The sequence below is a fragment of the Alkalicoccus luteus genome (assembly GCF_012034335.1).
Classification (GTDB): Bacteria; Bacillota; Bacilli; order Bacillales; family Salisediminibacteriaceae; genus Alkalicoccus; species Alkalicoccus luteus_A.
Map to the genome: position 1 here is coordinate 130458 of NZ_JAATHJ010000003.1, position 25631 is coordinate 156088.

General features: G+C 47.2%; 28 protein-coding genes. 13 read left to right on the forward strand and 15 right to left on the reverse strand.

Annotation, left to right across the window (positions count from 1 at the left end; translation table 11 throughout):
* Positions 1 to 9: 9 nt before the first annotated feature.
* From HCN83_RS03325 to HCN83_RS03355, 7 genes are all read right to left on the reverse strand, one after another.
* On the reverse strand, positions 10 to 1539 hold the full coding sequence (locus HCN83_RS03325; protein ID WP_168004900.1) for an acyl-CoA carboxylase subunit beta: 1530 nt from the start codon (positions 1537 to 1539) through the stop codon (positions 10 to 12).
* Positions 1540 to 1554: 15 nt separating this feature from the next.
* The gene (locus HCN83_RS03330; protein ID WP_168004901.1) at positions 1555 to 2328 is read right to left on the reverse strand and encodes an enoyl-CoA hydratase-related protein; all 774 of its coding nucleotides are present in this window, start codon (positions 2326 to 2328) and stop codon (positions 1555 to 1557) included.
* Positions 2325 to 3236, reverse strand: a complete 912-nt coding sequence (locus HCN83_RS03335; protein ID WP_168004902.1) for a hydroxymethylglutaryl-CoA lyase — start codon at positions 3234 to 3236, stop codon at positions 2325 to 2327. Before HCN83_RS03335 ends, HCN83_RS03330 begins: the two co-directional genes overlap by 4 nt.
* Positions 3237 to 3250: 14 nt before the next feature.
* Positions 3251 to 3463 (reverse strand): acetyl-CoA carboxylase biotin carboxyl carrier protein subunit, encoded by a 213-nt coding sequence (locus HCN83_RS03340; protein WP_168004903.1) that lies wholly within the window; start codon positions 3461 to 3463, stop codon positions 3251 to 3253.
* A 19-nt stretch (positions 3464 to 3482) separates the two neighbouring features.
* Positions 3483 to 4817: an acetyl-CoA carboxylase biotin carboxylase subunit gene (locus HCN83_RS03345; protein ID WP_168004904.1), complete on the reverse strand. Its 1335-nt coding sequence runs from the start codon at positions 4815 to 4817 to the stop codon at positions 3483 to 3485.
* 16 nt (positions 4818 to 4833) lie between these two features.
* Positions 4834 to 5985, reverse strand: coding sequence for an acyl-CoA dehydrogenase family protein (locus HCN83_RS03350; RefSeq protein WP_168004905.1), 1152 nt, complete (start codon positions 5983 to 5985; stop codon positions 4834 to 4836).
* A gap of 173 nt (positions 5986 to 6158) precedes the next feature.
* Positions 6159 to 6884, reverse strand: a complete 726-nt coding sequence (locus HCN83_RS03355) for a sulfite exporter TauE/SafE family protein (protein ID WP_168004906.1) — start codon at positions 6882 to 6884, stop codon at positions 6159 to 6161.
* Between the two features lie 105 nt (positions 6885 to 6989).
* Between HCN83_RS03355 and HCN83_RS03360 the strand changes: the two genes are divergently transcribed.
* Positions 6990 to 7631 carry an NAD(P)-dependent oxidoreductase gene (locus HCN83_RS03360; protein ID WP_168004907.1) on the forward strand — a complete coding sequence of 214 codons (642 nt, stop codon included), beginning with the start codon at positions 6990 to 6992 and terminating at the stop codon, positions 7629 to 7631.
* 104 nt (positions 7632 to 7735) lie between these two features.
* Here the strand turns inward: HCN83_RS03360 and HCN83_RS03365 are convergent, their stop codons facing one another.
* Positions 7736 to 8290 (reverse strand): response regulator transcription factor, encoded by a 555-nt coding sequence (locus tag HCN83_RS03365; protein ID WP_168004908.1) that lies wholly within the window; start codon positions 8288 to 8290, stop codon positions 7736 to 7738.
* Between the two features lie 167 nt (positions 8291 to 8457).
* Here HCN83_RS03365 and HCN83_RS03370 point away from each other — a divergent pair, with 167 nt between their 5' ends.
* From HCN83_RS03370 to HCN83_RS03405, 8 genes are all read left to right on the forward strand, one after another.
* Complete coding sequence (locus HCN83_RS03370; RefSeq protein WP_168004909.1) at positions 8458 to 9807, forward strand: cytochrome ubiquinol oxidase subunit I; 1350 nt, start codon at positions 8458 to 8460, stop codon at positions 9805 to 9807.
* Between the two features lie 22 nt (positions 9808 to 9829).
* Positions 9830 to 10843, forward strand: a complete 1014-nt coding sequence (locus HCN83_RS03375; RefSeq protein WP_168004910.1) for a cytochrome d ubiquinol oxidase subunit II — start codon at positions 9830 to 9832, stop codon at positions 10841 to 10843.
* A gap of 17 nt (positions 10844 to 10860) precedes the next feature.
* Positions 10861 to 11052, forward strand: a complete 192-nt coding sequence (gene cydS, locus HCN83_RS03380) for a cytochrome bd oxidase small subunit CydS (RefSeq protein ID WP_168004780.1) — start codon at positions 10861 to 10863, stop codon at positions 11050 to 11052.
* Positions 11053 to 11203: 151 nt separating this feature from the next.
* Positions 11204 to 11584: a GntR family transcriptional regulator gene (locus HCN83_RS18570; protein WP_168004911.1), complete on the forward strand. Its 381-nt coding sequence runs from the start codon at positions 11204 to 11206 to the stop codon at positions 11582 to 11584.
* Positions 11581 to 12453: an ABC transporter ATP-binding protein gene (locus tag HCN83_RS03390; protein WP_168004912.1), complete on the forward strand. Its 873-nt coding sequence runs from the start codon at positions 11581 to 11583 to the stop codon at positions 12451 to 12453. Before HCN83_RS18570 ends, HCN83_RS03390 begins: the two co-directional genes overlap by 4 nt.
* Positions 12443 to 13465: an ABC transporter permease subunit gene (locus tag HCN83_RS03395; protein WP_168004913.1), complete on the forward strand. Its 1023-nt coding sequence runs from the start codon at positions 12443 to 12445 to the stop codon at positions 13463 to 13465. The genes HCN83_RS03390 and HCN83_RS03395 overlap by 11 nt, the downstream gene beginning before the upstream one ends.
* Positions 13466 to 13623: 158 nt before the next feature.
* Entirely contained in the window at positions 13624 to 15045 is a 1422-nt protein-coding gene (treP, locus tag HCN83_RS03400) for a PTS system trehalose-specific EIIBC component (protein WP_168004914.1), read from the forward strand.
* A 290-nt stretch (positions 15046 to 15335) separates the two neighbouring features.
* Positions 15336 to 15497: a hypothetical protein gene (locus HCN83_RS03405; protein WP_168004915.1), complete on the forward strand. Its 162-nt coding sequence runs from the start codon at positions 15336 to 15338 to the stop codon at positions 15495 to 15497.
* Positions 15498 to 15979: 482 nt separating this feature from the next.
* On the opposite strand, the gene HCN83_RS03410 is transcribed toward HCN83_RS03405, so the two are convergent.
* Together HCN83_RS03410 and HCN83_RS03415 are read right to left on the reverse strand one after the other, a co-directional pair.
* Positions 15980 to 16894 (reverse strand): pseudouridine-5'-phosphate glycosidase, encoded by a 915-nt coding sequence (locus HCN83_RS03410; RefSeq protein ID WP_168004916.1) that lies wholly within the window; start codon positions 16892 to 16894, stop codon positions 15980 to 15982.
* A gap of 56 nt (positions 16895 to 16950) precedes the next feature.
* Complete coding sequence (locus HCN83_RS03415) at positions 16951 to 17961, reverse strand: PfkB family carbohydrate kinase (RefSeq protein ID WP_168004917.1); 1011 nt, start codon at positions 17959 to 17961, stop codon at positions 16951 to 16953.
* A gap of 175 nt (positions 17962 to 18136) precedes the next feature.
* Between HCN83_RS03415 and HCN83_RS03420 the strand changes: the two genes are divergently transcribed.
* Both HCN83_RS03420 and HCN83_RS03425 read left to right on the forward strand, forming a co-directional pair.
* Positions 18137 to 19783 (forward strand): AarF/UbiB family protein, encoded by a 1647-nt coding sequence (locus HCN83_RS03420; RefSeq protein WP_168004918.1) that lies wholly within the window; start codon positions 18137 to 18139, stop codon positions 19781 to 19783.
* Between the two features lie 14 nt (positions 19784 to 19797).
* Positions 19798 to 20118 carry a phasin family protein gene (locus tag HCN83_RS03425; RefSeq protein ID WP_168004919.1) on the forward strand — a complete coding sequence of 107 codons (321 nt, stop codon included), beginning with the start codon at positions 19798 to 19800 and terminating at the stop codon, positions 20116 to 20118.
* A 116-nt stretch (positions 20119 to 20234) separates the two neighbouring features.
* On the opposite strand, the gene HCN83_RS03430 is transcribed toward HCN83_RS03425, so the two are convergent.
* From HCN83_RS03430 to HCN83_RS03440, 3 genes are read right to left on the reverse strand one after another with little or no spacing between them, the layout of a single operon-like run.
* Entirely contained in the window at positions 20235 to 20546 is a 312-nt protein-coding gene (locus HCN83_RS03430; protein ID WP_168004920.1) for a hypothetical protein, read from the reverse strand.
* 24 nt (positions 20547 to 20570) lie between these two features.
* The gene (locus HCN83_RS03435) at positions 20571 to 21419 is read right to left on the reverse strand and encodes a GNAT family N-acetyltransferase (protein WP_168004921.1); all 849 of its coding nucleotides are present in this window, start codon (positions 21417 to 21419) and stop codon (positions 20571 to 20573) included.
* A gap of 18 nt (positions 21420 to 21437) precedes the next feature.
* Complete coding sequence (locus HCN83_RS03440) at positions 21438 to 22280, reverse strand: STAS domain-containing protein (RefSeq protein WP_168004922.1); 843 nt, start codon at positions 22278 to 22280, stop codon at positions 21438 to 21440.
* Positions 22281 to 22565: 285 nt separating this feature from the next.
* Here HCN83_RS03440 and HCN83_RS18575 point away from each other — a divergent pair, with 285 nt between their 5' ends.
* Complete coding sequence (locus tag HCN83_RS18575) at positions 22566 to 22691, forward strand: hypothetical protein (RefSeq protein ID WP_281351674.1); 126 nt, start codon at positions 22566 to 22568, stop codon at positions 22689 to 22691.
* Between the two features lie 74 nt (positions 22692 to 22765).
* Here the strand turns inward: HCN83_RS18575 and map are convergent, their stop codons facing one another.
* Positions 22766 to 23536, reverse strand: a complete 771-nt coding sequence (map, locus tag HCN83_RS03445; RefSeq protein WP_168004923.1) for a type I methionyl aminopeptidase — start codon at positions 23534 to 23536, stop codon at positions 22766 to 22768.
* A 42-nt stretch (positions 23537 to 23578) separates the two neighbouring features.
* Positions 23579 to 23761, reverse strand: coding sequence for a hypothetical protein (locus tag HCN83_RS03450; protein ID WP_168004924.1), 183 nt, complete (start codon positions 23759 to 23761; stop codon positions 23579 to 23581).
* 368 nt (positions 23762 to 24129) lie between these two features.
* Between HCN83_RS03450 and HCN83_RS03455 the strand changes: the two genes are divergently transcribed.
* Positions 24130 to 25530 carry a peptidoglycan-binding protein gene (locus HCN83_RS03455; protein ID WP_168004925.1) on the forward strand — a complete coding sequence of 467 codons (1401 nt, stop codon included), beginning with the start codon at positions 24130 to 24132 and terminating at the stop codon, positions 25528 to 25530.
* Positions 25531 to 25631 lie beyond the last annotated feature (101 nt).

The window sequence follows — 25631 nt, forward strand, 5'->3', positions numbered from 1 at the left end:
TAATACACGCTATACCGGGTACACCGGACGCTTTCGTTCTGAGAATACCACGTCTTTAGCAGCATACAGCTCAAACCTGGACGCCAGATTATCGCGAAGCGCATCGGCCTGGATCACATCGTCAACAATCATTTCTGAAGCAAGTCGGTATATGTCAATGTTTTCCTGATATTCTTTGCGCTTTTCCGCAATGAAGGCTGGTCTCTCTGATTCTTCGAGCGCAGCTATTTTATTCGCATAGACAGCGTTCACGGCTGCTTCGGGACCCATAACCGCAATCTGGGCAGACGGAAGCGCAATACACGCATCAGGTTCAAAGGCTGGCCCTGCCATGGCATATAAGCCCGCACCGTAGGCTTTACGGACGACGACAGAAATTTTTGGAACGGAAGCTGAAGACATGGCAGCTACCATTTTTGCTCCATGCCGGATAATGCCGGCTTTCTCTACCCTCGTGCCGATCATAAAGCCTGGCACATCAACGAGGAACAGAAGCGGAATTCCAAACGCATCGCACATCGTGATAAAGCGGGCAGCTTTGTCTGCAGAGTCATGAAACAAAACGCCGCCCTTCTGCTTCGGCTGGTTTGCAATAATACCGATCGTTCGTCCTTCTATCCTCGCAAGCCCGGTGATCAGCTCTTTGGCAAACAGCGCCTTCACCTCGAAGAAACTATCTTTATCGATCAGCCCTTCGATGAACTGGTGCATATCGAATGGTACGTTCTGATTCGCCGGAATAAGTTTTTCCAAGTCTTTCTCGACAGCCGGCACTGCTTCCTGCAGAGCCGATGCTGTTTGATAATTTGCCGGCATATAGGTGAAATAGCTGCGTGCTGCTTCGATCGCTTCAGGTTCATCCGCTGCAAGTACATCTCCGCACCCGGAAACAGAGCAGTGCATTTTAGCGCCACCCATCTCTTCCAGACTCACTTTTTCTCCAATGACCATTTCAGCCATTCGCGGAGAGCCAAGGTACATACTCGCATTGCCATCGACCATAATCACGATATCGCAGAACGAGGGAATATAAGCACCGCCGGCTGCGGACGGACCGAATAACACACAGATCTGCGGCACCATTCCCGAAAGTTTTACCTGGTTATGAAAAATCCGGCCTGCTCCGCGCCGGTTTGGAAACATATCGATCTGATCTGTGATTCTCGCTCCGGCACTGTCCACAAAGTAAAACATTGGTACCTTCAGCTTCAATGCTGTTTCCTGAATACGAATGATTTTTTCAACCGTTTTTGCCCCCCAGGAGCCTGCTTTTACGGTTGAATCGTTCGCCATCACGCAAACCGTGCGGCCGTCCACTTTTCCAATTGCAGTGATGACGCCATCTGCAGGCAGCCCTTCTGTTTCTGCATTGGCAAATTTCCCGTCTTCTTTCCACGAGCTGTCATCAAAAAGACGTGCAAGCCTGTCCCTCACAAACAGCTTGCCCTTTGAAGCATTGGCTTCATGATATTTCTCGCTGCCGCCTTTTTCAATCTGCTCTACCCGCTCCTGCCAGGTTCTATCCAGTTTAAGCGCCATTTCTATCTCTCCTTATCAGCGTCCGGTAAATTCAGGAGGCCGTTTTTCCTTAAAAGCACGCAGGCCTTCAAGTCGGTCTTCTGTTCCGATTGTGTGTTCATATTGCTCCCGTTCCAGCTCAAGTCCAGTTTTCAAATCCGTCTGCATGCCCTGGTTCACTGCTGCTTTGGCTGAACGGATGGCAAGCGGAGCCCGGCTGTTGATAAGCCCGGCCATTGTCGACGCTTCCTCGTACAAGTGCTTAACAGGTACATACTTGAGAATAAGACCGCTCTCCTCCGCTTCATCTGCAGCCAGTTTACGGCCTGTCAGGATCATTTCTTTTGCTTTCTGCTCGCCGATTAATCTTGGCAGCCGCTGTGTCCCTCCTGCTCCGGGGATGATGCCCAGACCCGTCTCAGCCAGCGAGAAAAACGCCTGGTCTGTGCTGATACGGAGGTCACAGGCGAGAGCGAGCTCGAGCCCGCCGCCTATCGCATGGCCGTTTAACGCAGCGATGACCGGCTGCGGCATCTCGTAAACGCTTTCAATAAACCGCCTGATGGACGCCACAGCCTCCCAAACCTCCGATTCCTTCATTTTAGCCCGCTCCTTCAGATCAGCTCCTGCACAGAATACTTTTTTGCCTGCTCCGGTGATAATGATGGAACGAACAGCAGTATCATGACGCCACTCCTGCAGCACATCCGAGGCCTGTACAATCAGATCGCTGTTCAGCGCGTTCGCAGCGTCTTCACGATCCAGCGTAAGCCAGCCGGTCCGGTCTTTTACTTCAGCCTGTATCATCATGCGCCATCCTCCTCTTCCTGCTGCAGCTGCAGCTGATAGCTTGGCAGCTTTGTACCGACATGCGGTTCAATGTATTCGGCGGCTTTCACCAGCCCTTTCAACGAAACGCCCGTATCGACTCCTATTGATTCCATCATATACTGTACGTCCTCTGTTGCGACATTTCCTGTGGCACCTTTTGCGTACGGGCAGCCTCCTAGGCCTCCGTTAGCCCCGTCGAACACTTGAATATTCTGTTCGAGCCCCGCCATAATGTTTGCACAAGCGAGTCCTCGCGTATTGTGAAAATGCAGGGCGAGTCTGCCGGTTGGGATTGTCGTTTTCAGCTGCCTGATGACCTGCTTAACCTGAAGCGGGTTAGCTACGCCAATTGTGTCTCCGAGTGACAGCTCGTCAATTCCCATATCCAGCAATGCATGTGCAGTCTTTTCCACCTGTCCGATCGAGACACGTCCTTCATAAGGACACCCAAACACAGTTGAGACATAGCCTCTCACCGTTTTTCCGGCCGATTTCGCTTCTCTAGCCACATCATTGAGGACCGTCAGCGTTTCTTCAGTCGATTTATTCACGTTTCGTCTGTTATGCGTATCGCTTGCTGATACAAATACACCAATTTCATCTACGTCCGCACGAAGTGCCCGTTCGAGCCCTTTTGCGTTGGGGACTAAAGCGGCATAGGTAACGCCGTCTTTTCGCTTTAAGTAGCGGAAGACGTCGTCAGCGTCCGCAAGTGCCGGGATCCATTTAGGTGATACGAATGACGAAACCTCAATATAGTTAAGGCCTGCATCCGTCAGCTTTTCAATCCAGGCAACCTTCTTCTCCGTCGATACTAGAGCTTGTTCATTTTGCAGACCATCTCTTGGACCGACCTCTTTCAGAATGGCTTTCGCTGGAATTGTCATAGACCTGTCCCTCCTCAGCCGAGCTTAACAACCACGTCTTCTTCGTTTACAAAGCTGCCTTCTTCCACGAGGATCTCAGATACAGTGCCGCTCTCTTCAGCAGCTATTGGAATCTCCATTTTCATAGATTCTAGAATAACAACCTCGTCGCCCTCCTGTACCTCATCACCTACTTTTACATTAATTTTCCAAACGTTTCCTGCCATCGTTGTTTGAATGTCTGCCATCTTCTGCTCCTCCTTAATATTAATTCGTCTGCATTAAAAAATGTGTATTTATTTCTGCACGTTGAAAACGCGGATCCCTCAGCACATCAATCAGCATTGGAATGTTGGTTTTGATTCCAGCTGTTTCCGCTTGTTCCAGTGCAGCAATCAGCAGTTCAACTGCCTTTTGTCTAGATTCGCCGCGGGCAATCACTTTTCCTACCATCGGATCATAAAAAGGACTGACGGTATCTCCTTCTACAAATCCCATATCGTAGCGGATGCCTTCTATGTCAGGGAATTTCCATGCTGTAATCGTACCCGGAGATGGAAAAAATGTTTTTGGATCCTCTGCATAAATTCGTGCTTCGACGGATGCTTCTGCTGCGTTAAATCGAATCGGAAGATCATCAAGTGAAGTTCCGGACGCGAGCAGCAGCTGCCATTCAACGAGATCCGTTCCAGTCGTCTCTTCTGTGACAGGATGCTCTACCTGAAGGCGTGTGTTCATTTCTAAAAAGAAGACTTCTTCTTCTGCGCTGACAATGAATTCAACGGTTCCTGCGTTCCGGTACTGAATGGAAGCCGCTGCACGGCGCGCAGATTCTTCAAGTGCTTTAATCGTTTCCTCAGCGAGCGCAGGTGCAGGTGCTTCCTCGATCACTTTCTGATGCCGGCGCTGGACGGAGCAGTCCCGGGTGCCGAGCACTCGTACGTTACCGTTTCCGTCTCCAAATACCTGCGCTTCGACATGTCGGGGGTCGATAATATATTTTTCCAGGAATAAATCGCCTGAACCGAAAAATGTTTCTGCTTTCTTACGAACTGAAGCCGCCGCTTTCACGAGCTGCGTTTCATCATCTACTCGCTGCATGCCGATACCGCCGCCGCCGGCTGCTGCTTTCAGCATAACCGGAAAACCAATACTGCGGGCCGCAAGAACGAGCTCCTTCTCCGACTCTCCGTCAAGAACTTTTCCGGGTACTACCGGCACTGAAGCAGCTTCCATCAGCTTTCTTGCCTGAATCTTATCCCCCATTTTTGCAATCGACTCTGGTTCAGGTCCAATAAAGAGCATTCCTTCAGCTGCAACCCGCTCAGCGAACTCCGCATTCTCCGACAGCAGGCCATAACCAGGATGAACTGCGTCTGCACCGAAGTCCTTCGCGGCCTGTAAAACGGCATCCATATTTAAATAGCTTTCTTTAACGCGGGCGCCTCCGATTTCGACCGACTCATCCGCCATCAGCACATGCTGGGCACGGCTGTCAGCCTCTGAATAAACAGCAATGCTCGTTATGTCCATACTGCGGCATGTACGAATGATTCTGCAGGCGATTTCGCCCCGGTTTGCAATTAACAGTTTTTTAATCATGCTATTCCCTCCTCTGTCAGGACTGTGGACATCCTATTTCACGTGCAATGACGAGACGCTGTATTTCTGACGTGCCCTCGCCGATCTCCATCAGCTTTGCATCCCGTAAATAACGCTCAATCTTATACTCGCGCATATAGCCGTAACCGCCATGAATCTGAAGTGCTTCATTACATGCTCTGGTTGCGGCTTCAGAAGCGTACAGTTTTGCCATCGCAGCTTCCTTCTTGAAAGGCTGCTTGTGATCCTTCAGCCAGGCCGCTTTTAATATCATATTTTTTGCAAGCTCCAGCTCCATTGCCATGTTGGATAGCTTAAATTGAATCGCCTGGAAGCTGCCGATATGCCGTCCGAATTGCTTACGTTCGTTGCTGTAGGCGAGCGCTGCTTCATAAGCAGCCCTTCCAATGCCTAGTGCCAGTGCGGCAATGGAAATGCGTCCGCCATCAAGCGTGTACAAAAACTGGTTAAAGCCTTTTTCTGCATCCCCGAGAATATTTTCTTCCGGCACTTCCACGTCTTTAAGGATCAGCTCTGTCGTGTCCGAACCTCTGACTCCCATTTTTTCGTATTCCGCTCTGATTGTAAGTCCTTTTGCATCAGCCGGCACGATAAAAGCAGAAATCTGCTTCCTTCCATTTGCGCGTTCACCGGTTACGGCTGTAACAATGATGGTTCTCGCATAGCTTGCGTTCGTAATCCAGCATTTTTCACCGTTGATTACATACCGGTCGCCTTTTTTCACGGCTTTCGTACGTGTACCGCCAGCGTCTGATCCTGCGTTCGGTTCCGTCAGCCCGAATGATCCAAGCGATTTACCTGATGCAAGCGGCGTCAGATGCTCTTTTTTCTGTTCTTCTGTTCCAAAATGATAAAGCGGTGAAGCTCCGAGCGAAACAGCTGCTGCATAGCTCAAGCCGGTGCTGCCGCATACTTTCCCGATTTCTTCAACTGCAAGAATGTAAGAAATCGTGTCTCCGCCCGATCCTCCGTATTCTTCCGGAAACGGGATACCTAAGAGTCCAAGCTCCCCCATCTGCTTAAATATTTCTTCAGGAAACCGCTCCTCTTTGTCAATACTGTCTGCAATCGGGGCGATTTCTTTTTCTGCAAAATCTTTCACCATATTCTGAATCATGCGCTGTTCTTTCGTCAGTTGAAAGTCCATTCTTTTCTCTCCTCTCGATTATGTAAGGGCTTACATTTTACCGCAAATAAGTAGCGGCACTGACTGAGCAATCGTTCAGATTGTGCCGCTGTAAATAAAAGTATAATTGAGCCTGCTTAAAATGTAAAGCTGCTCTTATGAATAGATGCCTGTTCTTGAACAGGAGGCCGCGTTTACAGCGGCCAGAACGTAATGATGTCCAGAATTCCAACGAGAATAATCATGATTCCGGCAGAGGTCTGCACCCATTTGCCTGCCCGCTTTCCTGCCTTCACAGCTTTTCCGCCAAGATCCAGGTACCATATTACAAACACTAGCAATAAAAACGGGAGCGTTGTCCCTGCTGCAAATAATGCCGGCATAACGGCTCCTGCAGGTGATGCGACTGCTGCCGGCATCATCAGGACAAAGAATAAAATAAACATTGTCGGGCAAAACGCAAGTGAGAAAGTGAATCCGAGCAGAAAAGCTCCTCCTCCTTTCTTTCGTTTTTTTTCAAACCGGTAGGGTACACGAAATGTCACAGGTAATAATCCGGATAAAAATAAACCGATAACAATCAGCAATGGTCCTATCATCCACCGGAATGGTTCAAAGAAAAGCGGCAGCTGTCGTTGGAACTCCTGTCCAAGAAAAAATACGATCAGGCCAAGCAGAGAAAAGGCAGCAGCCTTTCCGGCAAGAAACTGAATCGTATCCATCCAGGAAATACCTTTGCGGACAGAATTCGATCCGTAGAGTGTCATGGCAGTAATATTTCCTGAAAGCTGGCACGGTGCAAGCGCGCCGACAATTCCCAATACAAAAGCATATAATAGTGGAAATGCCTGTACGCTTTCGGCAGCATTCATAAACGGATCGCGAATAATCTGTACGATCCCGTCAACCGTTTCAAACATAGTTCTGTTCCTTTCCAGTCATCTCTGACTTCTGTAAAATACGCTTATGTAAAGTATATCAGAGTAATAGACAGGTAGATATGACATCTATCAGGAGGAATGACGATGCACATTACTATTTTAGGCGCAACCGGAAGAACCGGAAGCGAGTTTACTTCAAGAGCGATCGACGCAGGGTGGACGATGAATCTGCTCGTCCGGACACCTGAAAAGGTTCCTGATTACTGGAAAAATAACTCCAGCGTTACGATCATTGAGGGAAATGCTGTTTCAAAAGCAGATGTAGCCAGAGCGATAGATGATAAAACTGAAGCCGTATTCTCTGCTCTTTCAACTGACAAAGCTGACGTTTTAAGCCAGTCCACTCCTATTATTACAGACAGAATGCAGAAACTTGGCATTAACCGCTTTGTTTCGATCGGCACAGCCGGTATTTTAAATGCACTTCATTCACCAGATAAATTCCGCTACGAAACAGATGAGTCAAAAAAACCGATGACGCGCAGTTCACTGGAGCACGCATCTGTCTATCATCATCTGAAGAATACAAATTTGACCTGGACTATTTTTTGTCCTACTTACCTGCCGGACGGAACGGAAGAAAGTCCTGTTGCCTGGAAAATAGACTTTATGCCGGATGCAGGTAAACGCATCACGCCTGCTTCTGCAGCGGCCTTTGTATTCAAGCATTTTACTGATCCTCAATTTTATCAGTGCCGCGTTGGAATGGCAGAAGACACTCCGTAAAGAACAGGCATGAAAGCTGCCGTGTCTCTTCTCCTGCATGTTACAATGCCATTTTCTGGAGAGAGCGCTCTAGCAGCTTTTACGGGACTGTTCTGCCGGGCCCTTTAAATAAACCCTTTCTCCCGACCAAATGCCATCCATTCCCGGCTGCTTGTAATCTGCAGTTTTTTTGCTGCGCTGCGCCGGTGATTCTCTACGGTTTTTTCTGAAATACCGAGTACTGCCGCTGTTTCACGCACCGTATAACCGTGAACTCTCATCCGGACCGCTTCTTCCTCCCTCAGTGTCAGCTCTTCTGTCGTGCTGCTTTGTAACGACACTGGTCCGGGCTTCATCTCTCCTTTTATAATGCGGCTCAGCCTTCTCATCCATTCATCTAACGGAAGGGTGTCGCTTAGAGGAACGCTCCCGCTCTCGTCACCCTTCGAACCGATAAGGTGGACACCTGCACCAGCTGCATGAGTAAACGAAGCTGGTGACAGTGCACCAGGAAGGGCAGTGTGAACAAAAATGTGTGTAAATGTATACATTCTCATGCTTTTGTAGAGCTCTTCACGCGTCGAAGTCGTCACCATATAATCGATTTCTCCCAAATCATAAAGCAGCTGAACAAGTCCGTGCCGCATCAATTCATGATCCATCCCGATCAATACTCGCAATTGAAAACCTCCATTCACAAAACCGTCGTAAGCTGTTCAATAATTGCTCACAAATTCACATAACTTAGGGGTTATCCCCTATAAATGCCCGTGATATTATCTATTATTATATACTTACGAGCGACTGAGCTCTACTATTTGAGTTTAATGACTGAGGGGGAGAATATATGTTTTTTGAGAACGATCCGGTCCTCTTGAGCAGAATACTAACCTATTTAACACTCGGGTTTCACGCTATATTTGCTACGATCGGTGTCGGGATTCCGATCATGATCGCCATTGCAGAATGGATGGGCATTAAAAGAAATGACCCGCACTATACGCTGTTAGCGAGACGATGGGCAAGAGGGTTCGTGATCACGGTCGCTATCGGTGTTGTTACCGGTACAGCAATGGGGCTGCAGCTGAGTCTGCTTTGGCCGAACTTTATGCAGGCTGCCGGACATACAATCGGTCTGCCGATGTTTATGGAAGTGTTCGCATTTTTCTTTGAAGCGATATTCCTCGGTATTTATTTGTATACGTGGGACAGATTTAAATCGAAAATGCGCCATTTTCTGCTCGTTATTCCAATTGTTATCGGGGCGACAGCAAGTGCCTTCTTTATTACAACTGTCAACGCCTTTATGAATGCGCCGCAAGGCTTTGAAATAGTCAATGGCGTTGTCACCAACGTTAATCCAATCGAAGCGATGTTTAATCCGGCTACGCCGACGAAAATTTCGCACGTTATTATCACGTGTTACCTGACTGCCGCGTTTGTGTTGGGAGCCATTGCAGCCGTTAAGATACTGCGGGGCAATAAATCTGTTTACCATCGTAAAGCTCTCCATATGACGATGGTGGCTGGTGCCGTTTTCGCTGTTGGTACGGCAGTGATCGGAGACCTTTCCGGAAAGTACCTGCACGAATACCAGCCGGAAAAACTGGCTGCGGCTGAATGGCACTTTGAAACGGAAACGGAAGCACCGCTCATATTAGGCGGTATTATTAACGAAGATAACGAAATAAGCTACGCGCTGGAGATACCTTACGCACTCAGTATTCTCGCCGGCGGGACACCGGATACCGAAGTAATCGGCTTAAATGAATTTCCGGAAGAAGACCTGCCGCCGCTTTTCGTTCATTATTTCTTTGATTTAATGGTATTTATCGGCATGTATCTAGCTGCTGTCAGTACCCTCTTTGTTGTGATGAACTGGAAGAAAACGTGGAACGCCTTCAACAAACCGCTGCTGATCATGGTCGCCGCAGGAGGACCGCTTGCTATCGTGGCCATGGAATCCGGCTGGATCTTTGCAGAAGTTGGACGTCAGCCGTGGATTTTAAACGGCATCATGCGAACCTCGGAAGGTGCTACAACATCCGGACAGGTTGGTCTCATGCTGATTCTGTTTGCGCTTCTCTATACCGTGCTCGCAGTAACATGCATCGGGGTACTCCGTAAAATGTTTAAGCGGAATCCGGTTGAGCGGGAAATGTACAAGCGTGAGATTCAAAACTATGAAGTAAAATAATGACAAGGAAAGGAGTGGTCCGGTGTCATACGAAGTAATTGGAATAACCGTACTCTGGCTGTTTTTATACGGCTATCTCATCGTAGCATCCGTTGATTTCGGCGCCGGCTTTTTCAGCTACTATTCCAAGCGGACGAAAAAAGATCATATGATTCATCCGATTATACAACGCTATCTTTCTCCGGTTTGGGAAGTGACGAACGTATTTCTCGTCTTCTTTTTTATCGGAATCGTCGGATTCTTTCCGGAGACTGCCTACTATTACGGGACGGCGCTGCTCGTCCCCGGAAGCATCGCCATCATATTGCTGGCAATCCGCGGCTCATATTACGCGTTTGCCACATACGGCGCAAAAGAAAGCAACTTTTATAATTTCTTGTACGGAGCAACAGGACTGCTTATCCCCGCCTCGCTTACGACGGTATTAACGATCTCCGAAGGAGGCTACATCACCGTGGAGAACGGTAATGTTGAACTGTTGTACGGCGAACTGTTCGGCAGCCTGTACTCCTGGGGGGTTGTTGCTCTAGCCATTGTAAGTGTCCTGTTTATTTCCGCGTCGTTCCTGAGCTATTACGCAGCTCGTGCGAAGGATGAAACCGCATTGAAGCTGCTGAGAACTTATGCTCTCACATGGGCGTTTCCTTCTATCGGGATGGGAATCATCGTATTCTTCCTCTTAGGCGGCCGGAATCCGGAGCACTTCGCAGGCATGCTCGATCTTTGGTGGATGTTTGCTATTTCAACTGCTGCCTTTGCGACTGCGTTTACGCTTATTTTGAAAAAGCGAAACTACGGCATTGCCTTCATTATGGTCATGATCCAGTATTTCGCTGCGTTCTTTGCATACGGTGCATCTCACTTGCCGTATCTGCTTTACCCGTATTTAACCATTTACGACGGATTCACCAATGAAGCGATGGCAACTGCACTAATCATCGCCTTCATCGCAGGACTGCTTCTGCTCGTCCCGTCACTGTATCTGCTTATGAGATTGTTTCTGTTTGACGCTGATTACGTTGAGGGAAGAAAATAACGAGAGGAGAATGACCAATGACTGACTTTCTGATTTTCTGGGCCCCCCAGCTCGTTTTAGTGGCATGTGTTGTACTCGTATTTTTATGGGCTGCTAAAGGCAAAGAACCTGCTTTTGTTCAGAATGCAGAAGCCGTGACCTACAGCTCTGAAGAGGAAGCAGAAGCTTCTGCTCCTGAGCTGCATGATAAAAAAGCTTCTGGCTCCTAAGCACCCGTCTTCTGCTGACGGCCTGCCCCACATTTGGGCAGGCCGTTTTTTATGTTCCTCCTCCATCCTTCACGCGAGCAGTGCTGCATTTAATCAAAAAAGTATGTTATAACTGTATTAATACATGTCATACACTTTCGGGAGGTTTAAGATGTTTTACCGCATTGATACAAAAAGCCCGACTCCCCTCTATGAGCAGCTGATCTTTCAAATCAAAGAACTCTATATCCAGGGTATTCTGGAACCTGGCGAGAAACTACCGTCTATAAGAGAGCTCTCGTCTGTTATTCTCGTGAACCCGAATACGGTGAGCAAAGCGTACCAGGAGCTCGAACGTCAGGGAATCATTTATACAGAGCGCGGCAGAGGTACGTTTTTGACCGACAATACGGCTTTGCTGGAAAAGGCTCCAGAACGAATGGAAATTAAAAATCAGCTTAGAGAACTGGTTCTTCGAAGCCGCCGCTGCGGCATTGCAAAATCAGAACTGCTCCATTGGGTAGAGACTGCAAGCGAGGAGGTTCAGTCATGAACGTACAGCATGTATCCAAACTCATTCATCACCGCCTGATTTTAAAAGATATTGACTTTACAATCGAAAGCGGGTCCATCATCGGGATTGTCGGTCGAAACGGGGCTGGAAAAACGACTCTGCTGCGGACGATGGCAGGCATCCTCAATCCGACTTCAGGAGATGTACTAGTAAAAAACAAAAGTATTTTTCAACACCCCCAGTTAAAGGAACAGATTATATTCGTGCCGGATTCAACTGAAGCGATGAAAAATTACTCGACAAAAGAAATGATATTTCTTTATAAAACGATCTATCCAGGGTTTGATGAAGCTTACATGCGAGAATTGATGGAGCGCTTTCAGCTCGAACAGATCAATAAAATCGGCAACTATTCGAAAGGCATGAAAGCATTGTTTCAGCTGATTGCCGCATTCGCTACCGGTGCTTCCTATATTTTGCTGGACGAACCTACCGACGGCCTTGACGTCATTGTGAAACGTCAGGTACTTCAGCTTCTTGTGGAAGAAGTCGCTGAGAAAGACCTGTCCGTGCTTATTTCATCTCACCGGCTGGATGAGCTGGAGTTTATGGCTGATGAGATCATCATGATTCGCGACGGTGAAGTAGACAGTCATTACAAGCTGGGCGATCTCAGCAGTCGGTATCGGAAAGCACAGCTCGTGCCATCGTCGCCGCTGCCCGATCATATATTGAGCAGCCTTTACGTTCTCGATAAAACAGGCCGGGTGATGACCATTTTATTTGAAGCGGACAGCAGCATTGAAAAAGAGTTGGAGCAGAGCAATCCAGTTTTATTTGAGACGCTTCCGCTGTCACTTGAAGACTATTTTGTAGCTAAGCTCGGAGGTGACCGCCTTGCTGAATAAAGCGCTGTGGTTTCAAAATTACAAACAGTCCAGGCTGCTTATCTGGGCCCTGCTTGTGTTGTTTATTTTGCAGATGCCAATTCAGGCAATTCTCTCGATTGAAACGTGGAATGAACGGGCTGAACAGGCCGGTGAAGCGGAGGAATATGTGTACGAAGTGCAGTCGTGGGATGTTCAGCAGATTTTTTCTCAAGGGAATTTCACTATATTTATTGCACTTGCAATTATCTTTTTTGCTGTTCTGCTCGTAGGCCTTGAGCGGAACACGCGGCGCAATGATTTTACGTTTTCTTTGCCCTTCAGCCGAAAACAGCTCTATTTAGCAAAATGGCTGCTTGGAATTAGCGTGATAACACTCTTTTTTATCATGAACTTTGTTCCTGCCTACTTCATTATTTCTGCATCGGAGTTTGATTACGGCCTCCATCTCGTATCGAGCATCGAGATATTCTGGGCCCCGCTGCTTGGCTATATCTTCTTTTTTACGTTTGCATTGTTTATCGGAACAGTAACAGGGGAAATGATTTCGCAGACAGTTCTTACACTAATTACCGGATTTCTGCCCATGATCCTGTTAACTCTGACGCAGGAGTTTATGCGGGTTCATAACTTCTATTTATTTTCACTTGGGTCACAGCCAAGACCGATCGTTTATTTAACTCCAATCTACTATACGATCGGACAAATGGGAGAGCTGATCGGCCTTAGTCTGGCTATCATCTTTACTGCCTTGTTTCTCTATTTTGGTATTAAGCTTTACAACAGAAATAAAGTGGAACACAACGGCGAGTTTTTTATCTTCAAACAAATCAATCCGGTTTTTTTCACCTTCCTTACCGTTATTGCTTCTCTATTTGGCGGAAGTCTTGTGGCATCCCTGGCTCCGTGGAGTGCAGATGCATTACGTGTCATTGCCTACTGGATTGGCTTTACGACGTTTTTACTGTTTGCCCTGCTTGCTGTGAGAAGATTAATCACGATGAACGTTACGTTCCGTGGAAAACCTATGTAAAAAATTGCCAGCTTCCGTATAAAAACAACTTCCAAAATCTCTTTTTCACAACAATAAGTGAAACGGTTGCAAAGCTTGTATATACAAATTATAATGTAGTCAGTTACGTTGTATATACAAGTCGCTGCTTTATGAAAACGGTTTAGGAGGGTCAACTTATGGCTAAATATGAGCAGCAGGTTCGTGACATACTCGAAGCAATCGGCGGGGAAGAAAACGTCGAAAAAGCTACGCACTGTGTAACGAGACTGCGTTTTGCTTTAAAAGATGAAGACTTGGTGGACGAGGAAAAACTGGAGGCAATTGATATTGTCAAAGGTTCCTTCTCCACGAATGGCCAATTCCAGGTTATTATCGGCCAAGGAACGGTGGATCAGGTTTATCGGGATATGATGGCTATGACCGATATCGGGGAAGCATCCAAATCAGATGTGAAAGATGCATCTGCTCAAAAAATGAACCCGTTCCAGCGTGCAATTAAAACACTCGCCGATATTTTCATCCCGATTCTTCCAGCTATTGTCACAGCCGGTCTTCTGCTCGGTTTAAATAATATTCTGACCGGTGAAGATATTTTCTTCGATGGTCAGTCTGTTGTTGATGTATATCCGCAGTGGGCCGATCTCGCTGAAATGATCTTTATCATTGCGCATGCTGCCTTCCAGTTCCTTCCTGCCTTAATCGGCTGGTCAGCTGTAAGACGGTTTGGAGGCAGCGATCTGCTCGGTATCGTACTTGGTCTGATTCTCGTGCATCCGAACCTGTTGAGCGCATGGGAATATGCTGATGCACAAACCGCAGGAGAGGTTCCTGTCTGGAACGTATTCGGATTAAATGTGGAAGCTACTGGTTATCAGGGACAAGTGCTGCCAGTGCTTGCTGCATCCTTTATTCTTGCTAAGCTCGAGCTGTGGCTGCGCAGTAAAACACCTGATGCCATCCAGCTGCTTGTTGTCGCCCCGGTAGCGTTGCTTGTAACTGGACTTGTTACTTTTATTGCGATCGGTCCTATTACGTTTGCAGCTGGTAACGCAATTACAGATGGATTTGTATGGTTGTTTGATTTCGCCCCAGCTGTCGGCGGCTTCGTTTATGGTCTTCTTTATGCACCGATGGTTGTAACAGGAATGCACCACGCCTTCTTAGCTGTTGACCTTCAGCTTGTTGGTACAGGTGATGGAACATTCCTGTGGCCGATCCTGGCGCTTTCCAACATTGCTCAGGGAGCTGCAGCATTCGCGATGTTCTTTGTCACCCGCAACGAGAATGTCAAAGGGCTTGCCGGAACGTCCGGACTTTCTGCTTGGCTCGGTGTCACAGAGCCTGCCATGTTCGGTGTTAACATCCGCTTTAAGTTTCCATTTATCTGTGCGATTGCAGGTGCTTCCATTGCCGCTACGTACATTTCGATTAACCGAGTGCTTGCTGAATCAGTCGGAGTTGGCGGTGTACCCGGAATCTTCTCCATTCAGGCTGGCTCATGGCTCGAATTCAGCATCGGAATGGTCATTGCTATTGTTGTTCCGTTCACGCTGACACTGCTTTACGGACGAACAATTGCTAAAGGGCAATTCAACTAATCTGCTTTCTGTCAAAAAAACGATAATTATCAGCACGTTAAACAAGAGGACCCCTCCATTTGGTGGGGTCCTCTCCAGATTGTTGAAAAAGTATTATAACTTACATGTTTATTCGTTTGGTTGTATTTCCCCTCTGTTTACCGAGCCTGCCGTGGGCTGGCCTTCAGCTATTTCTCAGGGTGACCCCCTGTATGAAGGGAAGAAAGGCACGTAAGATGGCGCGGCTTCACTCGGACACATGCTTCTCGCGAGAAGCCTTTAAGACCCGGTCCGGCTCCGCTCGTGCGTTGATGCCGTTCGCAGATCTGAACGGCACTGAATCTTCAGGCTGCGCGGCTTCCACGGGCACGCCGGACACATCGGGGAAACGGCTCTGCTTCTTGGAAAACAACTTCACACTAGGCAGACTCGACTGTTTTTTTACGTTTATCATGAATTCGATGAAGGACTGACATCCCTATTTAACATCGAAACGTTTTATTGGGAAGGTTCTATCTGTATGAAAGCTGATCGTGAAGTCCTAACCAGGCACGTGAAACGCACTGCCAGCTGCCGACATCGGAGGACCTCGACTCCTGGAGGATCAGAACGAGGCGAAGATCCAGCGCTTCCGACAGCAGGAGGAAGTGGTTAGCTGAGCCCGTTCCCTCCGGAAAGCGAGTGTCCGCAGATACAGGCAGATGCAACGTTATTCACTTAAAATGACTTTATCCACACTCTGAAGAGGAACCCTCCATTTGGTGGGGTCCTCTCAGTTATTCACCGTCATTTAAACATGTTTTCCGGTCCTGGCGGCACTGCTGGTTTTCAGCTGATGTTCACGAGCTCTGTCAGAAAATAAACAGGTGCAGACGATCAGCGGCGATCGTCTGCACCTGTTTTTAAAGCGTTACGCACTGCAGCTAATTTCAAAATTGGTCCACCCTGCTTCTTCCTAAGAAATAGCAGAGAGGGCTGCTGCTATTTTGGCACCATTTCTCGCGTTATGTTCAACCAGTGCTATATTAGCCGTTAGTGTTCGTCCTTCGCTTACATCTTTGAGTTTATCGAGCAGGTATGGAGTGGTATCCTTGCCTTTAATACCATCTTTTTCTGCCTCAGCAAGTGCTTCTGTTATGCGTTCTTCCACCCAGCTTTTATCCAGAGCTGCGTCCGTTGGTACAGGATTGCCGATAACTGTACCGCCGGATAGCCCCATCTCTTTTTTCTGCTTCAGAATTTTAGCGGCTTCTTCCGGCGTGGATACAGTGGCTGATACGTCAAATCCGCTGTCCTGATAATAAAATGCCGGAAAGCGGGATGTTTGATAACCCAAAACGGGCACACCTTTCGTTTCCAGGTATTCCATTGTCAACCTGATGTCTAAGATTGATTTTGCTCCGGCACAGACAACAGCGACATTGGTCAGAGCCAGCTCTTCGAGATCTGCCGAGATATCCATCGAAGTCTCTCCCATACGGTGGACTCCTCCGATCCCCCCGGTGACGAACACATCTATGCCGGCCATTTCTGCACAGATCATAGTAGCAGCAACTGTCGTCGATCCATATGCCCGATTGGCAAGTACGACTGGGAGGTCGCGTCTGCTCACCTTTTCTACTTCCTTCGCCCCGGCAAGCTCATTCAACTCTTCTTCGGTTAAACCAACCCGAATCTCTCCGTGCATGATAGCAATCGTCGCTGGTACTGCTCCCTGATTCCGTATGATTCGCTCTACGCTCAGGGCGGTATTGATATTTTCCGGATAAGGCATTCCGTGCGTAATAATCGTTGATTCCAGTGCTACTACCGGCTTTCCTGTATCCAGTGCTTCCTTTACCTCTTGTGATAGTGTCAACCAGTTTTTCATGCTTCATCCCTTCTTTCTTAAAAGTATCGTGACCGTTCTCTGATTATCCGTCGGTGTCAGCTTAATTGGATACTGCTTGCTTCTGATTCAACCACTTTTTTTGCAGTGTGAAGCGCTGTCGGCAGCACATCTCTGACTGCCTTCTTTTCTGCGAGCGCCTTAATCAGAACCGAAGCGAATGCGTCTCCGGCTCCGGTAACATCGACGAGACGCTCAGATGCCGGAACCGGAAATTCTTCTATGCCGTCGGCAGTTAAATGCTGAACGGGACGGAGCCCGTCTGTCACGACGGCTTCCGCTACTCCAAGATCCAGCAGCGATTCTGCCGAACCCTTAGTGAGCGCCTCTGCTTCCAGCTTATTTAATACAATCAGATCGTAGCCGGCCAGATTCTGCGGCACCCGGTCCATTTTTGCTGCAGATACCGGAATCAGGACGAGTTTCTGATCTGACAGCTTCCATTGAGCAAGGCGACAGAGGGTCTGTTCCGGTAAATTAGTATCTGCTGCAAGCACAGAAGCGTGCTTTAATCTGCCTTTTTCTTCTTCAAGAACTTCCGGAGTGAAAGCATCGTATATCGCCATATCTGCAAGTGCAAACAGCATGTCGTGCTTTTCATTAAGTACAACTGTATAGGTGCCGGTGCTTGCTCCCCGCAGCTGTTTGATGACATGGCCATTTCCTGGAAGAGCAGCAGTTACTTTCTCTGCAGCAGCATCAAAACCAGTGACTGTAACAAGCGAAGCCCGCTGGCCTAACTGATTAAGATTCACACAGATATTTCGTGCAACACCTCCCGGGCTCTCTCTGCTTATAACGGGATTCGAGTCGTACATTTGAAATGATTTAGCTGTTAACTTTCTGTCTAAATTCGCTCCTCCTAAACAGAATACGCCTGCAGGTTCGTTTACAACGTATGCTTTTCCTGCAAGCACTCCTTCTTTAATCAGCGTTGATATATAACCAGCCGCAGCTGATCGGGAAAGACCTGTTTTTTCTGCCAGTTCCTTCTGACTGATAAAGGGATCTTGTTTTACTGCTTCCAGTATCTGCTGTTTCTTATCCATAGCTCTCTCCTTTCACATTTCCCTTCACTTCTATACTCCCACAATAAACTTTTGTTTATATTTAGTCAAATGTTTATTGACATTTCCCCTACATAAAATGATCTGTTGACGGGTATAGTAGAGGTAGCACATTTATCATTCATTCATTTTATACATATCAGTCAGGAGGGCTGCAGTGAAAAATAACGCTTTATACCGTATTTTTATTATTGTACTCATGTTCATTAAATTTATTCTGCAGCTTTACTGGTTTAATAAACGTAACCCATCCTGGGATACATCCACTCAGGATAAATGGGAAAAGCTCGTTCAGAAACAAGCAAAAGAATATCGAATAAAAGCCTTACATCTGGAAGGATTAATGATTAAGGTCGGGCAGTTTCTGAGCACGCGTGCCGATATTATGCCCGATGTTTTCCTGAAAGAGCTTGTTGATCTGATAGATCAGGTTCCTCCTGTGGACCCTGAGATTTCAAAAGGTATCATCGAAAAAGAATGGAAACGCCCGATTAGCGATTACATGCAGGAAATAGGCGAGTCTTCCATTGCGTCCGCCTCTATCGGAGAAGTTTTTAAAGGCAGATTGAAGGACGGGCGTGAAGTAGCGGTCAAAGTGCAGCGTGCCAATATCGACCGCATTATAAAAACCGATTTTAAGGCGCTGAAGCTCGTACTGTGGATCACGAAAAAATTCACGAAATTCGGAAAGGAAATCGATACATCTGCGCTTTATAAAGAGGTTGTGCAGGTAATCGGGGATGAACTGGATTACGAAAAAGAGATGCGCAATGCCCAAAATTTTCAGCGGCGCTTTTCAGGGAGCGATGCTTACTACATTCCTCAGGTGTATGAAGAATACAGCACGCGCCGAGTACTCGTAATGGAGTGGATGGAAGGGAGCAAAATAACTGATCTTGCCTTTCTGAAAGAAAACGGCATCGACCGCAGAGAGACAGCCGCAAAACTATTTCAGTTTTTCGTCGATCAGCTTCTTGATCAAGGCAGGTTTCACGCTGACCCGCATCAGGGAAACGTACTTGTACAAAAGGATGGCACAATCGTTATTCTCGATTTCGGGATGGTTGGCTATATTAATAAGCAGGATTCAGCCAGCATCCGGAGAATGATTCAAGGGTTTGTACTTGATGATTATCAGCTTGTTATTGATGAACTGCAGCAGCTTGGGTTTCTCCTGCCACACGCGAATAAATCGAAGCTGGAATCGGTGCTTCGTAACTACGTGAACATGTATTTATCTTCCGATATTTCTGAACTTGATCAGGAAATTGTAGAGGAGATTTTTGAGGATTTGCAGAAGATAGTCAGAGAGCAGCCGATTCAGCTGCCGGCTGAGTTTGCTTTTCTCGGTCGCGCTGCTTCAATCGGACTGGGTGTCATTACCATTGTCGATCCGGATATCGATTTCATTGAACTTGGAAAGCCGGTCGTAATGGAATGGCTTGATGAAGCAGATGAGCGAAAGGGAAGTATTCAGGCCCAGGTTCTTAAGGATTCACTGAAGCCGATGCTTTCGATCCCCCGGAATGTTAATGAATATCTGGAGGCGCCTAATTACGCACGCCGGTCTGCAGAACGAAGGCAGCTCAGATCGTTCAACCACCAGCGTTATCTATGGCTTTATTCCGGTTTCGGCCTGCTGATGATTGTCAGTCTTCCAGCAGTCTACACAGCCTTATGGCTGGAACAATTCCTGCTTCTCTATGTTTCCGGAGCAGCAGCCGGCACCGGAGCCGCCGGCGGTCTGTGGACTTTGTTCCGTCATTACAGATGGACGGCTTCTTTTCGAGAAAATAATGACTAAGTGGAGGGGTAAACATGAGCAACTTATTAAAAACAGGATTTTTATTAGGACTTGGTGCTGCAGTTTCAAGTAAAGAAAAGGTCGATCGTTATATCGATGAACTGCTTGCTAAAGGCAAAGTTACACCTGTAGAAGCAGATGAGCTTTATCAAAAGCTTCTGCAAAAGGGAGAATCGACCGAAGAAGAGTGGAATTCCCGCTCTAAGCAAAAAGTACAAGAGATGCTCCACGACTTTGATCTTGTTACAAAAGAAGATCATGAAGCGCTCCGGCTGCAGCTGGAAGCGTTACAAAAGCGCCTTGATGCGCTGGAAAACCGAGAGCAGGACCAGTAAAAAACAATCATACAAAATGAACCGGCGTTCCAGTTACGGATCACCGGTTCATTTGTTTTTGCGACTTCGGCTTTAACCGCGAGAAGCGTCCTTTTCATTGTCAAAAGCTTTATTGCTTATCGCCGCTTTCGCTTTTTAGGAACCGTTTTCTCCTCACGTGTCTGATGTTGTTCCTGCTTTAATATCCAGTACCAGATTAGACCCCAGTAAATTCCTGCTGCAAAAAAGATGATAATGGAGGACGCATGGCGAAGCATTGCCTCGCCTGAAAAGAAGGACTGCACGTCTCCCCGGTAAATAAGAAAAAAACTGACCGGTACATACAGAAGAGAAATCAATACGAAAAAACGTACAATTCCTTCCTTTAGAACGAACTGTCGCCATCCATACTGGAGCTGCTCGCGCATGCGGGCTTTCTGACGTTTCATCGCAATCTCCCCTGTCCCCGTGCTTTATCGCTGCTCAAACTCATATTCCCGTGAAATACCTGCTTCTGTGTAACCCAGCTTTTGATAGAGCGCTCGGGAAGCCTGATGATCTGCGTCTGTATTGACGCTGCAAAATTCATAGCCTTCCCGCATGAGCCGCTCCGTCAGTGCTGCTACACACGCCGCTGCATACCCCCGTCTCGCATATTCTTCCGGCGTATACACATAGTTTACGACAACCCCGTTAGTCAGATCTCTTGCTTTCTTTGCCATGGAAACAGGAGTGTAGTCCGGATCCCGCCAGAAATATACTTGATTGCGGCGGATTTCCCTCATCACCGTCTCCTCCAGACTGTTCAGATCTTCTTGCCTGAGCGAACCGAGTGCAAACGTCTCCGTCCAGTCCATGACGATTGCAGCATCATCCTCACTTGCGTAAGTCAATTTTCCAGGAATGTCCGGCATAGAAGCATGGCCGGTAATGTTATAAATAATCTGCTGCTTTGTCAGAACAGCCTTTGCACCTGCAATGGATTCCCATGCCTCAGCAAATGTATCCGCTGCCTCCATACAACCTACAATTCCAGGAAGAACTAAACTGCGGTGATGAAGCCACTCCACAGCTTCCTGCAGACCGGCTGTCGTGCCGCAGACAATCATCTTTCTTGGAGGCGTCTGCAGTAGAATCACTTCTGCCCGCTCATCGGAAAAACCTGCAGCTAAAAAAGCGCTGGGATTCTTACCCTGTTCTTCCTCCCACTTCAGTTGTCGTAGCAGTCCAAGAGGTAAATTATGAAGCACCTCCTGCCGCTCTAAAAATACGCTTGTGTCACGTAATAATGCGGCGGGTGACTGATATTCATAAAATTCCATATGCGTCCCCCCTCGTAATTATTCCTGCAGCTTCAAGCCAGCTTGATGAAGTGCCTGCTGCAGGCTGCTTACAATAGTTAAATCATCAAAACGGATTCCAAGGCTTACAATTGTCTGAGCAAGCTCAGGTCTCATGCCGGAAAACACAACGGTTACACCTGTGATCCGCAGTGCCTCATGAAGCTGATACAAGTTTTGGGCGACATACGTATCAATCATATGTACCCCGGAAAGATCAATTATCATAGTAGAAAGCTGAAGCTCTCTGCTTCGTTCAAGTGACTGATTCATTAGTTCTTCCGCACGTTTCGTATCAATTGAACCGATTACAGGAAGTATAGCTGTCTCTGCAGTTAAAGGAACGACGGGTACCGACAGCTCCATTATTTCCTTCTGAGCTTTTTCAAAAACGGCTTCATTAGTGGTCGTATATGCTCGCGTAAATGAATAAATAGCGCCGTCGATTAACGGATTTAATCGATCGGCCATTGTATAGTAGTCCGCAAACTGGTGTCTTTCTTCTTTAAAACGGCTGCGAATAAACCGGTAAAGCTCTTTTCGCATCACCGGTACGACTAGCATTGCTTTTTCTGCAGAAAGCTCAATCTCTGCAGCCCGTTTGCCAAAGCGTTCACCCCAGCTGTGAATGCGCTCTAAAGCCTGATCTCCATCTTCCAACTGCAAACCGTCTGCGAAAATCTGAATAAGTATGGCGATTTCCTCTTCAACGTTTGCCTCAGATATTTTTGTGAAGTGACCGTCATAATTCCGTTTGAATTCTCGCTGAATATCGGTTGCGATCATGCCGCTGTTTGCCTCGATATCCTGTCCTATTTTTATTAGTTCCTCTTGAAATGTCAATTCACTCACTCCTTTTATCAGGTTCACGTAATAATGTGTTTTATCCGCACTTGGCGGACGCGAGTTAAATGCCTTCTCCCCGGAGGGAATGTTTGACTGCAGAATCCAATCACAGAATCCTCGGATGCATGTCTCAGGCGTTGCCTCCGGACACTCATTAAAAGTAGTTATCATCAGTCACCAACGTCCTTGAAGCAAATCTTTAATTAATAATCATTAAACTCTATGTGTTCATTATGATCACTGCTATACTGATAAGACAGTTTGATCAGACGGAGGCTTTTCATGTCAGGACATATTCCGATCTCCCCGCTTGCACCTAAAAAAACAAAACGAAGATCGCCGAAATTTTTCGCCGCCTTATTAACTGCTGCTGCTTTTGCAGGCGGTATCTATTATGCCGGATGGTAGGCGAATATAAAAAGAAGCGCTAGAAGTTATTATTCTTCAGCGCTTCTTTTTTTCCTGTCTGGATTCAAGAATTTCTAAAAAACAAGCAAGTCATCTCTGTCCTGATCCGTCGTAATGATCGGAGCTCCTTTTTGAATGACAAGGGTATGTTCGAATTGTGAAGATAAAGAGCCGTCTCTAGTTCTGGCCGTCCATCCATTGTTGTCCATTTTCGACTGCCACTTGCCAATGTTAATCATCGGCTCTATCGTAATGACCATTCCCTCTTTCAGTCTTACTCCCTTTCCAGCTTGTCCATAATGGGGAATGTTCGGCTCTTCGTGAATAGTGGGCCCGATTCCGTGACCTGCAAAATCACGGACGATACCATATTCGAAAGGTTCGATATAGTTTTGAATCGCAGCGCCGATATCACCGATTCTGTTTCCGTGCTTAGCCTGTTCAATCCCTTTATAAAGTGCTTCTTTCGTAACACGGTTCAGCTGACTGGCTTCATCACTCACTTCGCCAACTTCATAGGTCCAAGCTGAATCAGCAAGCCCTCCATTTAAATCAACGACGAAGTCCACTGTAACAATATCACCCTGCTTCAGCTTTGTACGACGCGGGAAACCATGGCAGATTTCATCATTGATCGAAGCACACGTAGCAAATTCATACCCTTGATAACCTTTCTGAGCTGGTTTTGCTCCATGTGCCCGCAAGGTCGTTTCGACAAACTCATCAATTTCAAGCGTTGAGATACCTGGCTCAATCATTGTGGCTATTTTACGGTGAAGGCTCGCAACTAAAATTCCGGCTTCCTTCATCAGCTCGATTTCTCTTTGGGACTTCCGTTGAATCATGACGACACATCCTTTTCTTCTTGATACACCTATCTCATCATATCAGTCCGAACGATTGCGCTCAATACCTCTGCGGCGCCTTCTCTCAAACTTCCATACGCCAATTGCGCCAAGCAGACTAACGAGATAAAATTCGGAACCTGCTCCATAAAAACGGGCAGCAGGCCCGGCTGCGATTGCTGCCAGACAAATAACGTAAAGCAGTCCGGCCCATACCGGTCTCATACTTTTATCCCTTCTTCCTTTAAAGAGGTTTCAATATGATATATTTCACTCTATAATGATAACAGAATGATATTGAACAGGGGCTGACTCGAAATATAATGTTTTTGCCGTGCTTTTTCCGGCTATACCTTTAAGAAGCAGCTTTTCATATCTGCTACCTCCCTCCTTTCCCTCTCTTTATTGACTATCTTTTTCACCTCCGCCGCTTTATGGGATAATCTATAAATTATAACATCCATATTTCAGACTATAACAATCCCGTTTCAATATATTAAGAAACATGAAATGCTATTGCCTCCTTGTTCCCTGGCTGATACGATTAGCCTCGTTGAATGAAAGCTAGAACAACGAAGGAGGTTTCTTCACATATGAAGAAAATGAATGAATCGTTAACATCCATCAAGCGTCTTGGTTTATCGGCAGTCGCAGCAGGTGCTATTCTTTTTGCAGGCGGTAACGCCGTAAGCGCAGATGAAGGAAGCGAGTTTGGTGAAGAGCTTCTCTATGAAGGTAAAACGAGCGTTCACGTTGAAGAGCTGAATGAACTGCTTTCAGAACGCGGACTTCTTGAGGAAGGCAATGACGTTTACACTGCAGACACTGCAGCTGCTGTCACTGACTTTCAAAAGGAATACGACCTGATGGTAGATGGTCTGGCAGGAGTTCAGACAGCTACAGCCCTATCCGAACTTTCTCATGGGGATACTGGTCATCTTGTAGAAGAACTTCAGAAAGATCTTAACGATCTTGGACTATACAACTTTGATATTGACGGCATCTTCGGTCCAATTACTGAAGAAGCTGTTCAAGAGCTTCAAGGTGCATACGGACTGGAACAGTCCGGAGTTGCTACTGCTAAAACAGTAGGGATTCTTCACGAAGCTGTAAACGCAGCTCCGCAGGCTCAGGAAAATGCAGCAGATGAGTCAGCAGTAGCAGAAGCGGCTGAAGAAGAGGCAGCTGAAGAAGCGGCAGCTGAAGAAGCAGCAGCTGAAGAAGCGGCAGCTGAAGAAGCGGCAGCTGAAGAAGCAGCAGCTGAAGAAGCAGCAGCTGAAGAAGCGGCAGCTGAAGAAGCGGCAGCTGAAGAAGCAGCAGCTGAAGAAGCAGCAGCTGAAGAAGCAGCAGCTGAAGAAGCGGCAGCCGAAGAAGCGGCAGCCGAAGAAGCGGCAGCTGAAGAAGCGGCAGCTGAAGAAGCGGCAGCCGAAGAAGCGGCAGCCGAAGAAGCGGCAGCTGAAGAAGCGGCAGCTGAAGAAGCGGCAGCTGAAGAAGCAGCAGCTGAAGAAGCAGCAGCTGAAGAAGCAGCAGCTGAAGAAGCGGCAGCTGAAGAAGCGGCAGCTGAAGAAGCAGCAGCTGAAGAAGCAGCAGCTGAAGAAGCGGCAGCTGAAGAAGCGGCAGCCGAAGAAGCAGCAGCTGAAGAGGAAGCAGCTCAAACGGAAGCAGCTTCTACAAGCTCTTCATCCGGTGACGCTGAAGGTGAAACGCTGACAGTAGAAGCTACTGCGTATACAGCAAACTGCACTGGATGCACAGGCGTTACAGCTACAGGAATTGACCTGAATGCAAATCCTGATCAGAAAGTAATCGCTGTTGACCCTAGCGTTATTCCACTCGGTTCTACTGTAGAAGTAGAAGGCTACGGAACAGCAATCGCTGGCGACACTGGCGGTGCAATCCAGGGCAACAAAGTTGACCTGTACATGCAGAGCCGAGGCGAAGCACTTAACTTCGGTCGTCAGACAATTAATGTAACAGTTGTCGATACTCCTTAATTTAAATCACTTTGAGCTCCGGCAGATAGCCGGAGCTCTTTTCTGTTGTTGATCATCTGTTGAACATTTCGACATTCTCTATTACCTCCTATATACTTAAT